This window comes from Pseudomonas sp. 05N431, from assembly GCF_056397005.1.
Window position 1 is genome coordinate 24705 of record NZ_JBFTMN010000006.1, and the last position, 14310, is coordinate 39014.

General features: G+C 58.9%; 15 protein-coding genes. 6 read left to right on the forward strand and 9 right to left on the reverse strand.

Annotation, left to right across the window (positions count from 1 at the left end; translation table 11 throughout):
- Positions 1-44 precede the first annotated feature (44 nt).
- The 5 genes from AC1DIG_RS12725 to AC1DIG_RS12745 all read right to left on the reverse strand — a co-directional run bounded on the left by AC1DIG_RS12725 (position 45) and on the right by AC1DIG_RS12745 (position 3978).
- Positions 45-980 (reverse strand): glutathione S-transferase family protein, encoded by a 936-nt coding sequence (locus tag AC1DIG_RS12725; RefSeq protein ID WP_477767590.1) that lies wholly within the window; start codon positions 978-980, stop codon positions 45-47.
- An 88-nt stretch (positions 981-1068) separates the two neighbouring features.
- Positions 1069-1389: a GIY-YIG nuclease family protein gene (locus AC1DIG_RS12730; protein ID WP_477767591.1), complete on the reverse strand. Its 321-nt coding sequence runs from the start codon at positions 1387-1389 to the stop codon at positions 1069-1071.
- A 39-nt stretch (positions 1390-1428) separates the two neighbouring features.
- A complete protein-coding gene (locus AC1DIG_RS12735) occupies positions 1429-1899 on the reverse strand; it encodes a nuclear transport factor 2 family protein (RefSeq protein ID WP_054593887.1) in 471 nt (156 codons plus the stop codon).
- A 113-nt stretch (positions 1900-2012) separates the two neighbouring features.
- The gene (locus tag AC1DIG_RS12740; RefSeq protein WP_477767592.1) at positions 2013-3329 is read right to left on the reverse strand and encodes a CynX/NimT family MFS transporter; all 1317 of its coding nucleotides are present in this window, start codon (positions 3327-3329) and stop codon (positions 2013-2015) included.
- Positions 3319-3978, reverse strand: a complete 660-nt coding sequence (locus AC1DIG_RS12745; protein ID WP_477767593.1) for a FadR/GntR family transcriptional regulator — start codon at positions 3976-3978, stop codon at positions 3319-3321. The genes AC1DIG_RS12740 and AC1DIG_RS12745 overlap by 11 nt, the downstream gene beginning before the upstream one ends.
- A gap of 166 nt (positions 3979-4144) precedes the next feature.
- On the opposite strand from AC1DIG_RS12745, the gene AC1DIG_RS12750 reads away from it, so the two are divergent.
- A complete protein-coding gene (locus AC1DIG_RS12750) occupies positions 4145-4456 on the forward strand; it encodes a type II toxin-antitoxin system MqsR family toxin (protein ID WP_477767594.1) in 312 nt (103 codons plus the stop codon).
- Positions 4453-4935: a type II toxin-antitoxin system MqsA family antitoxin gene (locus AC1DIG_RS12755; RefSeq protein ID WP_477767595.1), complete on the forward strand. Its 483-nt coding sequence runs from the start codon at positions 4453-4455 to the stop codon at positions 4933-4935. Before AC1DIG_RS12750 ends, AC1DIG_RS12755 begins: the two co-directional genes overlap by 4 nt.
- A 55-nt stretch (positions 4936-4990) precedes the next feature.
- On the opposite strand, the gene AC1DIG_RS12760 is transcribed toward AC1DIG_RS12755, so the two are convergent.
- The 4 genes from AC1DIG_RS12760 to AC1DIG_RS12775 form a co-directional block, all read right to left on the reverse strand.
- The gene (locus AC1DIG_RS12760) at positions 4991-5755 is read right to left on the reverse strand and encodes an amino acid ABC transporter ATP-binding protein (protein ID WP_010444394.1); all 765 of its coding nucleotides are present in this window, start codon (positions 5753-5755) and stop codon (positions 4991-4993) included.
- A 10-nt stretch (positions 5756-5765) separates the two neighbouring features.
- Positions 5766-6863 carry an amino acid ABC transporter permease gene (locus AC1DIG_RS12765; protein ID WP_477767596.1) on the reverse strand — a complete coding sequence of 366 codons (1098 nt, stop codon included), beginning with the start codon at positions 6861-6863 and terminating at the stop codon, positions 5766-5768.
- Between the two features lie 10 nt (positions 6864-6873).
- The gene (locus AC1DIG_RS12770; protein ID WP_477767597.1) at positions 6874-8055 is read right to left on the reverse strand and encodes an amino acid ABC transporter permease; all 1182 of its coding nucleotides are present in this window, start codon (positions 8053-8055) and stop codon (positions 6874-6876) included.
- Positions 8056-8120: 65 nt separating this feature from the next.
- Complete coding sequence (locus AC1DIG_RS12775) at positions 8121-9152, reverse strand: amino acid ABC transporter substrate-binding protein (protein WP_477767598.1); 1032 nt, start codon at positions 9150-9152, stop codon at positions 8121-8123.
- Positions 9153-9619: 467 nt separating this feature from the next.
- Between AC1DIG_RS12775 and AC1DIG_RS12780 the strand changes: the two genes are divergently transcribed.
- The 4 genes from AC1DIG_RS12780 to AC1DIG_RS12795 all read left to right on the forward strand — a co-directional run bounded on the left by AC1DIG_RS12780 (position 9620) and on the right by AC1DIG_RS12795 (position 14220).
- Positions 9620-10276, forward strand: a complete 657-nt coding sequence (locus AC1DIG_RS12780) for an alpha/beta hydrolase (protein ID WP_477767599.1) — start codon at positions 9620-9622, stop codon at positions 10274-10276.
- A 96-nt stretch (positions 10277-10372) separates the two neighbouring features.
- On the forward strand, positions 10373-11848 hold the full coding sequence (gene rhlB / locus AC1DIG_RS12785; RefSeq protein WP_477767600.1) for an ATP-dependent RNA helicase RhlB: 1476 nt from the start codon (positions 10373-10375) through the stop codon (positions 11846-11848).
- Positions 11849-11989: 141 nt separating this feature from the next.
- Positions 11990-12943 carry an ornithine cyclodeaminase family protein gene (locus AC1DIG_RS12790; RefSeq protein ID WP_477767601.1) on the forward strand — a complete coding sequence of 318 codons (954 nt, stop codon included), beginning with the start codon at positions 11990-11992 and terminating at the stop codon, positions 12941-12943.
- Positions 12944-13092: 149 nt separating this feature from the next.
- The gene (locus AC1DIG_RS12795; RefSeq protein ID WP_477767602.1) at positions 13093-14220 is read left to right on the forward strand and encodes an NAD(P)/FAD-dependent oxidoreductase; all 1128 of its coding nucleotides are present in this window, start codon (positions 13093-13095) and stop codon (positions 14218-14220) included.
- The last annotated feature ends 90 nt before the right edge of the window (positions 14221-14310 follow it).

Here is a 14310-nt window from a genome sequence, read left to right on the forward strand (position 1 = left end):
TGCAATGACCTCATCGCGAGCAAGCTCGCTCCCACATTAGTTTGTCAGCGTGCCTCGATGCGGAATCCAAACCGCGGGAAGTGCACATGCACCAGTCCGCCGCGCTCATCTTCGCGGCGCAGGATCAGTTCTTCGCGCCCTGCAAACAGCAACTCACCTGCGACCGGATCAACGCCATAGTCAATCGCCGCAATGACTACTTGCTGGCCGGCCTTGAAGCCGCTTGGCTCATCGAATTGCTCATCCGGCAAAGCAGCGGGCGTTGAATGACGCGCAACCTCCAGCGCCTCTTCAGAGGTCATCTCGCTGAACGCCCCGTGCCCGAAGCCCATGACCCGAGCCAACCACGCCGATACCGCCGGATAAACATCGACCAACGGCGCAGTCACCGGTGTGCCCTTGAGGAACCACAACGGGTGAGCCATGGCGAAATCGGCAATCGAAGGTTCACCAAACAGATAGTCGCCGTCCTCACGCTCTAACTGTTGCTCAAGCCGCGCCATGATCGTCGGCCATTGATGCTTGGCCTGCTCGGCTGACAACCGCGTAGCGCTGCCACCGCTGAACAGCCCGGCACGGTCAGCAACAAAAGCCTTGATCGCCTCTGGAGACAACTTGGCAAAACGCACCGCCACCGATTCTGGCTGGAACACCAGGCTCACCGCGTGCTGAAACACCACCGAATCAGCCCAGGCAGCAAAGCTTGCAGTGATCATCTCCTGACCTTCCGGGAACAATGCAGGCGAAGCCTTTTCCTGTTCCAGGCGGCGGGCGATCAACGCCGTGTCGCAGTAGATATCGGCGCCAATTTGCAACACCGGGGTCTTGCGGTAACCACCGGTCAGGGCGGTCAAATCAGGTTTTGGCATCACTGGCGGGATCTTCACGGAACGCCAGGACAAGCCTTTGAAACCGAGCAACAGCCGGGTCTTTTCAGCAAAAGGGGACGTCGGGTAATGGTGGAGAATCAACTCTGACATGCTGGAGCCCGCTGCTGGTGTTAGGAGTCAGCAGCTTAGCGCGCAATCGAATAGCGGCCTACCCATCTGCCTGATGGGCACTTATCAGTCAGATTGATAAGCCCCCAGCAGCGCTCGCCACCAGGCATTCCTTGGCGCTTTTCTTGAGTTTTTTGATCAGGCGTTCCTGACGCAGCGCTTCGCTTTTATCGCGGCAGACTTCGGTGTACACCAATGCAACAGCCGGGCTGGAGAGGAAGAAACGCGCACCTTTGCCGCTTTGATGAGTGGCAAAACGCCGGACGGGATCGTCGCTGATCCCGCAGTACAGCGAACCGTTGGCCGCACGAACCAGATAGACAAACCAGGGTTTGCTCTGTGTGGCTGGAGTTGCAGGGTCGCTGACGGAGACTTCGCTCAAGGTGTTCACGTGACGATCAAGGCTTGTAGGAAACAAGCCGCGATCTTATCAGCGACTGGCCTGGAACGCCTTCAAGCCTTTCAAGGCTTGCGCGCGTACAGCGTTGCCCACCAGCGGTGTCCAACCCAGTAACAGACCTTTGAAACCCAATGCCTGACGCGACCAGCGCCACAGATCGAAATGGTCGTGGTGCTCGCAGATCTTGCCGTCACGAAAAACAAATCGCGCCTGAATGTCGTTGACCACCGTGTTGCCGGTCTGGCTGAACAGGTAGGTCGCCACCCAATGCGCACCGCCCGTGCGCTCGTCGGCGCGGACGTTATCGAAGGTCAGGGAAAAGTCTTTGGCGCGAGTCGTGAGCATGCGCCACATGTCGCCGGCATCGCGCCCACGCAGTTCGCCGAACGCCGGATCACTGAACACCACGTCGTCGGTGTAGCAGGCGCTCATGGCCTCGGCATCCAGCCGCTGAAAAGCTTGATAGAACTGGGTGATCAATGCGCGGTTGGCATCACTCATGGGCAGGCTCCCTGCATTGGCAAAAATGGCTTCGAAAGATGCCTGCACGATAATCTGCCAACGTCGGGAAAACTACCAGCATTCGCCACAGGAATACCGGTAGTACGCAAGCTTTAGACGCGCTCGCTTTCGACCTGTACGTACAGCGAACGCCCGGCACCGAGACCGGCGATAATCGCGCCGAGGCCAATGACCCCGAAGATCCAGCCCAGCGCGGTCCAGCCGCCGGTCCAGTCATGTACCAGACCGACTGCGAACGGGCCCATTGAGGCCAACGTATAACCGAACCCCTGGGCCATGCTCGACAGGTTGGCCGCCACATGGGCATCGCGCGAACGCAGTACGATCAGGGTCAGCGCCAGGCTGAACGTACCGCCCTGCCCCAATCCGAGCAGAATCGCCCAGCCCCACAGGCCTTCGATCGGCGCATAGAGGCAGCCGAACAGACCGCCGAGGGTCAGGAGCATGACGACGACGATCGCCAGCCGTTGATCTTTGCCGCGAGTCGCCAGCCATGGCGCAGCCAGCGAACTGGCCAACTGAATGATCACCGAACCGGACAGCACCAGCCCGGCCTGGGTCGGGGTCAGCCCCCGGCCGATCAGGATCGACGGCAACCAGCCAAAGACGATGTAGGCCAGCGAGGATTGCAGGCCCATGTACAGGGTCACTTGCCAGGCCAGTGGATCACGCAGCAAACCGCGTACCCGATACGCCACGTTGTGCGCGCCGTGTTTCTGGCCAACTTGCGGCAACCAGAACAGCGCCGCGACCAGCGCCGGGATCACCCAAAAGCCCAGGCCGAGCGCCCAGCTTTCGTCGAAATGCTGGCTCAAGGGCACCGTCGCACCCGCCGCCATGGCTGCGCCCAGGCACAGGGCCATGGTGTAAACGCCGGTCATGGTGCCCGCGTGTTTGGCAAAGTCACGTTTGACGATGCCCGGCAGCAGCACACCAATCACGCCAATGCTCGCGCCGGCCAGAACGCTGCCGGCAAACAGTCCGATCTCACCGAACGAACTGCGCAGAATGATCCCGCCAGCCAGCGCCAGCAAAATTCCCAATACCACTCGCTCGGCACCAAACCGCCGCGCCAGCAGCGGCGCCAGCGGCGCGAACAGCCCAAGGCAAAGCACCGGCAAGGTGGTCAGCAAACCCGCCTGAGCTGCCGACAGCCCGAGGCTTTTCGACACATCGCTAAGCAGCGGCGCCATGCTCGACAACGCCGGACGCAAGTTCAGCGCCACCAGAATCAGCCCCAGCAGCAACAACCACGGGCGACGTAAAACCGGATGGCTTTGCTGGACCTGTTCGTCATCGGCCTCGGCATCGATCAACAGCTCTTCAAGCTCAGCCGTGCGTTTGAGTGGGGTCGTGCTGTGGGTATTCGCCTGCTGGCTGGACATGAGGTTCTCGGTTTCAAGGTTCATTGATCAACTGCCGGGAAATGGCTTTGGCCCGTTCCGGATCGCGCTGCTCGACGGCATAGAGCAGTTCGATATGCAGGTCGAACACCTCTTGACGTCTGGGAGTGATGTTGAGGGTCTGGCGCAGTTGCGCGCCGATGATGCTGGAGAAATAGCGATACAACTCGCTCAGCGTCGGGTTATGCGCGGCGTCCACCAAACGACGATGGAACACCAGATCGCAAGCAATGTAGCTGTCGAGATCGCCGTGGTAGTGGCTGCCGCTGACACCCAAGGCTTTACGCAGTGCGATGAGGTCTTCATCGGTACGCCGCAACGCCGCCAGACCGATGGCCTCGACCTCGAGGATGTGCCGGGTTTCCCGGGCCTGCTCGTGGGAGCAGCGGGACAAGGCTTTCATCGTGTCGAGCGGGTCGACGACCGCCCGCAGGTAACTGCCATCGCCCTGGCGAATCTCGATCAACCCGGAAAACGCCAACACCCGCATGGCTTCGCGCACGGTGTTGCGGCTGATACCCAGCTCGGTCGCCAGCTCAGGCTCTGTGGGCAGGCGTTGGCCGACTGACCAGGTGCCGTTGTTGATGCGCAGGCGCAACTGTTCAAGGGCCTGATCGACCAGAGAACGCTTCACCAATGGGGATGTGTCTGTCATTGAATTCGCCCTTTCATCCAATCATAGGATGAATTTTCTGACATGTTAGTCAGCTTCGTCCGAGAGGGCAACGGGCTAGGGTTACAAAGCTGGAAAAGGAGCGGGATTTTCGATTAGTCAAAATTACCCTTTAAGGGTAATTTTATGAGCGGCGTCAGGGTTTCTTATGGAAAAGAGCACACCCCATTACGACTTGGCAGTAATTAAGGCGGATGTCAGACGGCTTGGGGGCAAGGCATTCACTAGCACTGCAAAAAGCGGCGGCTGGATACTCGGCTTAAGCGTTGTAGAAATGCAAGAGGTCATCTTTGAACTCCAACGACAGATGTTGTTCAAGTCGATGACCACCTATGACGATCATCGCGTCTGGCAAGACGTCTATCACATCAACTCATACGGTCTGGAGATTTACATCAAAGTGACATATCGCCCCGGCGGTGGCGCACCAGTAATCTCCTTCAAGGAGAAATTCCAATGAAAACCCAGCAGTGTTTCAGCTGTGGAGCCCGGGAAGGAATGCGACATTTCGAAGGTCGCGGCGAAACCATGAGCGTCAAAGGGATGGAGCGCCGCGTAGATGATCTATCTGGCTGGGAATGTCAGATATGCGGCGAAGTCGAGTTCGATCCCGGTTGTTCAGAGCGTCATTCGGCTGCGGGTGACGAACTGGTCATGGCAGCAAGGCAGATGATAGGCACCGAGATGAAGCGTATCCGCCGCAAACTGCATCTATCGCAAAAAGAAGCCGTGCAATTGTTGTCCGGCGGTGGACACAACGCGTTTTCCCGTTACGAGCGTGGAGAAATACTCCCGCCAAAGCCATTGATACTGCTGATGCGCCTGCTTGATCGCTATCCGTATTTGCTCGCCGATGCGAAATCACTGGGTGAAGAAGCGGACTTGAGGGGCTTCAAACATACCGTGCACAAGGAGCTCGAAACCCTCACGGTTTCCTGATCGAAAAAACAAACCCGGCACGAGGCCGGGTTTATTTTTGCGAGTCAGCCCGGCATCAATGCAGGATCTGGCTCAGGAACAGCTTGGTGCGCTCGTTCTGCGGGTTGTCGAAGAAGTCGTTCGGCGCAGCCTGTTCGACGATTTCGCCCTTGTCCATGAAGATCACGCGGTTGGCCACAGTCCGGGCAAAGCCCATTTCGTGGGTCACGCAGAGCATGGTCATGCCGTCTTCGGCCAGGCCGATCATGGTGTCCAGAACCTCTTTCACCATCTCTGGGTCGAGTGCCGAAGTCGGTTCGTCGAACAGCATGATTTTCGGCTTCATGCACAGCGCACGGGCAATCGCCACACGCTGTTGCTGACCACCGGACAATTGCCCCGGAAACTTGTGCGCCTGCTCTGGAATGCGTACGCGCTCCAGGTAATGCATGGCAATTTCTTCCGCCTTGCGCTTAGGCATCTTGCGCACCCACATCGGTGCCAGCGTGCAGTTCTGCAGGATGGTCAGGTGCGGGAACAGGTTGAAGTGCTGGAACACCATGCCGACTTCGCGACGAATCGCTTCGATCTGTTTCAGGTCGTTAGTCAGCTCTACGCCATCGACCACGATGCGGCCCTGCTGGTGCTCTTCCAGACGGTTGAGGCAGCGAATGGTGGTCGACTTGCCCGAACCGGACGGCCCGCACAGAACGATACGCTCGCCTTGCTTGACGTTCAGATTGATGTCTTTCAATACGTGGAACTGGCCGTACCACTTGTTCACGCCCTGCATCTGAATAATGCCTTCAGGGCTCACAGGCTGTTTGATCGCTTCACTCATCACAAAACTCCTAACGCTTGTGGCCAGTGTCCAGCTTGCGTTCCAAATGCATGGAATAGCGGGACATACCAAAACAGAAAATCCAGAACACCAGGGCCGCGAACACATAGCCTTCAGTGGCCATGCCCAGCCATTTCGGGTCGGCGGCGGCTTGTTTGACGCTGTTGAGCAAGTCGAACAGGCCGATGATGATCACCAGGCTCGTGTCCTTGAACAGCGCAATGAAGGTGTTGACGATGCCCGGAATCACCAGCTTCAGGGCTTGCGGCAGAATCACCAGGCCCATGCTGCGCCAGTAACCGAGGCCCATCGCTGCTGCGGCTTCATACTGACCTTTGGGAATCGCTTGCAGACCACCGCGCACCACTTCGGCCACGTAGGCCGACTGGAACAGGATCACCCCGATCAAGGCCCGCAGCAACTTGTCGAAGTTCATGCCCTCTGGCAGGAACAACGGCAGCATCACCGAGGACATGAACAGCACCGTGATCAACGGCACGCCGCGCCAGAATTCGATGAAGGTCACGCAGACCACGCGAATCGCCGGCATGTTCGAGCGACGCCCCAGCGCCAGCATGATCCCCAGCGGCAACGCGCCGACAATACCGACCGTGGCGATCACCAGGGTCAGCATCAGGCCGCCCCATTGACTGGTCGCAACGTTGGTCAGGCCAAGGATGTCACCGTGCAGCAGGATGTAGGCAACGATTGGATAAAGCACCAGAAAGCTCAGCCCGTACACCGCTTTACGCGGGAAGCGCGAGATGAACAACGGTGCCACGCCGATGATCGCCAACCACACGGTCAGGTCGACGCGCCAGCGCAGTTCGGGCGGGTAATACCCGTACATGAACTGGCCGAAACGCTGTTGAATGAATACCCAGCAAGCGCCTTCCTTGGTGCAATCGGCGCGCGTGGTGCCCACCCAGTTGGCATCCAGAATCGCCCAGTGCAGGATCGGCGGCACTACCAGATAAATCAGGTAGAACGCGAACAGCGTGAGCAGCGTGTTGATCCAACTGGAGAACATGTGCTCGCGCATCCACGCCACGATACCGATTCGGGTACCCGGCGGTGGCATGTCAGGTTTGAAAATATGAGTCGTCATGCGCGTTTCCTCACCGCTCGATCAGCGCAATGCGCTTGTTGTACCAGTTCATCAGCAGGGAAATGCTGATACTGATCGCCAGGTACACGCTCATGGTGATGGCAATAACTTCGATCGCTTGCCCGGTCTGGTTCAACACCGTGCCGGCAAACAACGAAACCATTTCCGGATAACCGATACCGGCGGCCAGCGAGGAGTTCTTCGCCAGGTTCAGGTATTGGCTGGTCAACGGCGGAATGATCACCCGCAAGGCTTGCGGGATGATGACCTTGCGCAGGGTTGGGCCATTGCGCAGCCCCAACGAACGCGCCGCTTCGGTCTGACCGTGGCTGACCGAGTTGATCCCGGAACGCACGATCTCGGCGATGAACGCCGCGGTGTACACCGTCAGGGCCAGGGTCAGGGCCAGCAGTTCCGGAATCAGCACCCAGCCACCGACAAAGTTGAAGCCTTGCAGCTTCGGCATTTCCCAATGCAGTGGCACACCGAAGATCAGCGCGCACAAGGCTGGAATCAGCAGAAACATCGCCAGGCCGGTCCAGAACTTGTGGAACGGCACGCCGGTCGCTTCGAAACGCTTGTTGGCCCAACGGCACATCAGCACGATAGCGACGATCGCCACCACGATGCTGATCACAAACGCCCAGAATCCGTTGGCCATCTGCGCGGCCGGCATGTTCAGGCCACGGCTGCTGACAAAGAAGGTGTCGGCGAAGTTATGGCTGTTGCGCGGCCCCGGCATGGTCAGGAACACCGCGAAGTACCAGAACAGGATTTGCAGCAGCGGCGGAATGTTGCGGAAAGTCTCAACGTAAACGGTTGCCAGCTTATTGATGATCCAGTTCTTCGACAGCCGTGCCACGCCAACGATGAACCCCAGAATCGTCGCCAGGATCACGCCGATAAAGGTCACCAGCAAGGTGTTGAGCAAACCGATGACAAACACCCGGGCATAGCTGTCCGATTCGGTGTAGTCGATCAGGTGTTGCGCGATGCCGAACCCGGCGCTGCGCTCCAGAAAGCTGAAACCGGAGGTAATGCCCCGGTGTTGCAGGTTGGTTTGAGTGTTGTTGAACAGGTACCAACCCATCGAGATCACCGCGACAATCGTGATGATCTGAAACAGCCACGCACGCACTCGAGGATCGCTGAGGCTAAGCCTCTGCTTTGGTGCGCCGATTGAATTTTGCATGAAGTGCCCCAGAAATAATGGAACAGAACATCACCCGGTGGTTGGCCCACCGGGTGATAGAACCATCAGCGCACTGGTGGTGCGTATTGAATGCCGCCGTTGGTCCACAGCGCATTCAGGCCACGGTCGATTTCCAGCGGAGTGCTCTTGCCGAGGTTTTTCTCGAAGACTTCGCCGTAGTTACCGACCTGCTTGACGATTTTCACCACCCAGTCTTTCGGCAGCTTCAGATCTTTACCGTACTCACCGTCAGTGCCCAGCAGACGGGCGACGTCCGGGTTCTTGGTCGCCTTGGCTTCAGCCTCGACGTTTTTCGAAGTGATACCGGCCTCTTCGGCGTTGAGCATTGCGTAACCAACCCAACGAACGATCGCCAGCCACTCATCGTCACCGTTACGTACGACTGGACCCAGAGGCTCTTTGGAGATGGTTTCCGGCAGAACTACGTAATCTTTAGGCGAAGCCAGTTTGCTGCGCTGTGCATACAACTGGGACTTGTCGGAGGTCAGCACGTCGCAACGACCGGATTCCAGCGACTTGGCGCTTTCATCGGAGGTGTCGAAAGTAATCGGGGTGTACTTCAGGCCGTTGGCACGGAAGTAGTCGGACACGTTCAGCTCGGTGGTGGTACCGGCTTGAATACAGATGGTCGCACCATCCAGTTCCTTGGCACTTTTCACGCCCAGCTTGCTGTTGGCCAGGAAGCCTACGCCGTCGTAATAGGTAATGAAGCCAGGAAACTTCAGGCCCATGCCCGCGTCACGGGAACTGGTCATGGTGGAGTTGCGCGACAGCATGTCGATTTCGCCGGATTGAAGCGCAGTGAAACGCTCCTTGGCATTCAACTGGCTGAACTTGACCTTGGTCGCATCGCCGAATACCGCAGCAGCCACAGCACGGCAGTAGTCAGCATCGATACCGACGATCTTGCCGGTAGAGTCAGGAACCGAGAAGCCTGGCAAACCATCGCTCACGCCGCACTGCACGAAACCCTTCTTCTGCACTGCATCCAGGGTTGCACCCGCCTGAGCGAACCCGCTGACACCGAGTACTGCGGCCGCAGTCACGACTGCCAGGGTGGATTTCAACATCTTCATTCAAACCTCCAGTTTTGCTCTTGTTGTGTCGGAGCTTGAGTCCTGCCGCACCCTTATGAGGCACTGTTGACCCGTGTTGGCTTTTTATTGGGTCAAGCGGCGTAAGACCTTAGCTATGAGTCTAGTAGGAGAAAATCCACTTATGGATAACTCACTTCTCACCAATCGGCCGAACGGGCTGTAGCCCTTTCACGTTCGCGAAGCCCGTAGCGGCCACTGGCGAACATCCATCACCGGATTCTTTGCTATCCCACAGCCAGCAGTACACTGATAGTGTTACCGCCAGACGCAGGATTACTTGCACCGGTTTTTCCATAGCAAGGCCCGTACCAGACTGGTCGCCAAAGCAATTCAGCGATTGGTCAAGACAAAAACTTTCGTTATTGCGACATACTTTTAACTGATCGACCCCTCGTGCACTTTGAGGTCGCACTCAAAGAAAGCGAGCGCACAACATTGGAGCAAACATGACCCAGCCCCTTATTCTTCAGCCCGGCAAGCCTGTTGATGCCTGTGTAATCTGGCTGCACGGCCTGGGCGCCGACCGCTATGACTTCTTGCCAGTCGCCGAAGCCCTGCAGGAAAACCTGTTGACCACCCGCTTCGTCCTGCCCCAGGCACCGACCCGCGCAGTGACCATCAATGGTGGTTACGAGATGCCCAGCTGGTACGACATCAAGGCCATGAGCCCCGCCCGCAGCATCAGTCACGAAGAGCTGGAGGTGTCGGCCCAAACCGTCATAACGCTGATCGAAGAGCAGCGAGCCAGCGGAATAGACGCCTCGCGGATTTTCCTTGCGGGGTTTTCCCAGGGCGGCGCAGTGGTGCTGCACAGCGCTTTCCTGAGATGGCAGGGACCGCTGGGGGGCGTACTTGCCCTCTCCACTTATGCGCCAACGTTCAGCGATGAACTGGAGCTTTCAGCCAGCCAGCAGCGGATCCCCGTGTTGTGTCTGCATGGCCAATACGACGATGTGGTGCAGAACTCCATGGGACGCAGTGCGTACGAGCATTTGAAGACCCGTGGTGTCACCGTGACATGGCAGGAATACCCAATGGGTCACGAAGTGTTACCCGAAGAAATTCGCGATATTGGTGTCTGGCTCGCGGACCGCTTGCGCTAATACGGAAACTTCCTGTAGCTGTATGAGCAACACACTACGCCGCGCCCGTTTCTTGCATTACACTGGCCGGCGTACATTCCTTAACCAATTGATGAGATGACCGTGCTCAAAGCACTCAAGAAAATGTTCGGTAAAAGCGAGGCTGAGCAGCTCGCGCCCAGCTCCAGCGCACCTTCCCACACCTCCAGCAACCGCACCGACGGTCATCAGCCTGGCCGGACCGCAGCTGTCGCGGCACCGAAACATACGCCCGAGAACACTGCGGCCGCCGAGCCTGTTGCGGACAAACCGCGCAGCGAGACGCCAAAACCTGCACAACCGCGCCGCGAACGCGCGCCGAAACCGCCCGTAGTCGCCTGGAAACTCGAAGATTTCGTCGTCGAACCCCAGGAAGGCAAAACCCGTTTCCACGATTTCAAACTGGCCCCGGAACTGATGCACGCCATCCAGGACCTGGGTTTCCCGTACTGCACGCCGATCCAGGCGCAGGTATTGGGTTTCACCCTGGCCGGCAAAGACGCCATCGGTCGCGCCCAGACCGGCACTGGCAAAACCGCCGCGTTCCTGATCTCGATCATCACCCAGCTGCTGCAAACCCCACCGCCGAAAGAGCGCTACATGGGCGAGCCTCGGGCGCTGATCATTGCACCGACCCGTGAGCTGGTGGTGCAGATCGCCAAGGACGCGGCCAATCTGACCAAGTACACCGGCCTCAACGTGATGACGTTCGTTGGCGGTATGGACTTCGACAAGCAACTCAAACACCTCGAAGCCCGCCACTGCGACATCCTCGTCGCGACCCCGGGCCGTCTGCTGGACTTCAACCAGCGCGGCGACGTGCACCTGGACATGGTCGAAGTGATGGTGCTCGACGAAGCCGACCGGATGCTCGACATGGGTTTCATCCCACAAGTGCGTCAGATCATTCGCCAGACCCCACCGAAAAGCGAACGTCAGACCCTGCTGTTCTCCGCCACCTTCACTGAAGACGTGATGAACCTGGCCAAACAATGGACCACCGACCCGTCCATCGTTGAAATCGAATCCGAGAACGTTGCCAGCGAAAACGTCGAACAGCACATCTACGCCGTTGCCGGCGCCGATAAATACAAGCTGCTCTACAACCTGGTCACCGACAACGGCTGGGAGCGAGTGATGGTCTTCGCCAACCGCAAGGACGAAGTGCGGCGCATCGAAGAACGCCTGGTGCGTGATGGCGTCAACGCGGCCCAACTGTCGGGCGACGTGCCACAGCACAAGCGCATCAAGACTCTGGAAGGATTCCGCGAAGGCAAGATCCGCGTACTGGTGGCCACCGATGTTGCCGGTCGCGGGATTCACATCGACGGCATCAGCCACGTGATCAACTTCACCCTGCCGGAAGTGCCGGACGACTACGTCCACCGCATTGGTCGTACCGGGCGTGCTGGCGCCGATGGCGTGTCCATCAGCTTTGCCGGTGAAGATGACTCCTACCAGCTACCGTCCATCGAGGCGTTGCTGGGTCGCAAGATCAGTTGCGAAACCCCGCCGACTCATCTGCTACGCCCTGTAGAGCGCAAGCGTCCGTAATTTTCGGTCACACAGCTCTCCCCCCAAAAGAAGGCGCAGCCGGCAACGGACTGCGCTTTTTTTACGCCTGGATATTGCCAAACAGAACAATAAGTCCACAATGGACAAATTAGTTTACTTGCGAATCCACGGAGCATCCACATGCCCAGCACACCTTATGTGATCGCCAAACCCCAGGCCCGCGAACTGCTTGAGCAGGTCGACGTGCCGAAAATCCTGCGCAAGCTGTTCCGCGATCTGGCCGCGGGTCAGGCCGTGCAACCGGCCCAGCAACTGGTGGAGTTTCCGCAAGGTGCCGGTGACTTCATCAACTACCTCGGGGTGTTGGCCGAAGACGGTGTATACGGCGTGAAAACCTCGCCCTACATCGTGCGCCAGGAAGGTCCGCTGGTGACCGCCTGGACGCTGCTGATGTCGATGCAAACCGGCCAGCCGCTGTTGCTCTGCGATGCCGGCGAACTGACCACCGCGCGCACCGCCGCGACCACTGCCGTCGCCATTGATGCCCTTGCCCTGCCGCACGCCACGCGCCTGGCAATCATCGGCAGCGGCCCGGTCGCCCAGGCTCACCTGCATTACGCGAGGAACGTGCGGGATTGGCAAAGCATCAGCCTTTATTCGCCGAATCTGGCGAACCGGAATCCGCAATTGCTCGCACAACTGACGGCCATCGACTCGCGCCTGAAGGTGTTCGATAGCCGCGAAGCCGCGATCCAGGACGCCGACGTGATCATGCTGTGCACCTCGTCTGCCGGCCCCGTCATCGATCCACGGACCTTGAGCAAAGCGACACTGATTACCTCCATCAGTACCAACGCAGTGCGTGCCCATGAGGTGCCGCCTGCAACGCTGAGTGAAATGCAGGTCTATTGCGACTATCGCCTGACCACTCCAGATTCCGCCGGTGAAATGCTGATCGCCAGTGAACAACATGGCTGGGACAAGAGTGCGATCGCGGGCGACCTGGCCGAACTGCTGAGCGAACAGACGCCACGTCCGGCTTATGATCGCCATGTGTTCTTCCGTTCCATCGGTCTGGGCCTGGAAGACATCGCCTTGGCCAACGCCCTTTATCAGTTGCAATACCAGAACTGAAACCAAACGCTTTCCCTTGTGGGAGCGAGCTTGCTCGCGATTGCATCACCGCTGTTTGTCTGAACGATTGCGGCGTCTGCATCGCGAGCAAGCTCGCTCCCACAGGAGGTCTCTACAATTTCAGGATTGCGCCCCCACAGGAGACGTTCATGACCCAGGCAGACTTCATCATCATCGGCGGCGGTATCGCCGGTGCTTCCACCGGTTTTTGGCTGTCGCAACACGGTCGGGTCATCGTGCTCGAACGCGAATCCCACCCGGCCTATCACTCCACCGGACGCTCGGCCGCGTTGTACTCCGCCGCTTACGGTACGCCGCAAGTGCGCGCACTGACCCAGGCCAGCCGGGACTTTTTCGATGCACCGCCGGCCGGTTTCTGTGAACACCCGCTGCTGACCCCGCGCGGCGAGATGACAGTCGACTTCACTGGCGACCCGGACGAGCTGAACAACCAGTACCTGAGCGCCAAGGCGACCGTGCCGCAGATGCAACGGCTCAGCGCCGACGAAGCCTGCGCGCGCATCCCGATCCTGCGTCGCGAGAAGGTTCACGGGGCGATCTACGACCCTACCGCCACGGACATCGACACCGATGCCCTGCATCAAGGCTACCTGCGCGGGATTCGACGCAATCAGGGCGAAGTGCACACCGACAGCGAAGTCCTGAGCCTGACGCGTGATACCGACAATCTCTGGCAAGTGAAAACCGCCCAGCAGACCTTCAGCGCACCGATCATCATCAATGCGGCCGGTGCCTGGGCCGACCAACTCGGTGAAATGGCCGGTGCCAAGCCTCTGGGCCTGGTCCCCAAGCGTCGCGCAGCCTTTATCTTCGCCGGCCCTGAAGGGGTGGATATCCACGACTGGCCGATGCTGGTCAGCCTCGACGAATCGTTTTACATGAAGCCCGATGCCGGAATGTTCCTCGGTTCGCCGGCCAATGCCGATCCGGTCGAGCCGCATGATGTGCAGCCCGAAGAGCTCGACATCGCCATGGGTATTTACCAGATCGAAGAAGCCACCACCCTGACCATCCGCCGACCGACCCGCACCTGGGCCGGCTTGCGCAGCTTCGTCGGCGACGGCGATCTGATCAGCGGATTTGACCCGCACGTGCCAGGGCTGTTCTGGGTGGCCGCGCAGGGCGGTTACGGCATTCAAACCTCGCCCGCCATGGGTCAGGCCAGTGCCGCGCTGGTTCGTGGCGAAGCCTTGCCGGAACAACTCAGCCGCTTTGGCCTCAGCGCCGCAATGCTCTCCCCTTCCCGCCTCGGCTGAACCTGCCGCCGAGGTGACGTCTGACCCCGATTACGGCAAACTCCCAGCGCCCCTTTCTCTACGGGGCGCTGATTGCCTGGAGCAACACCC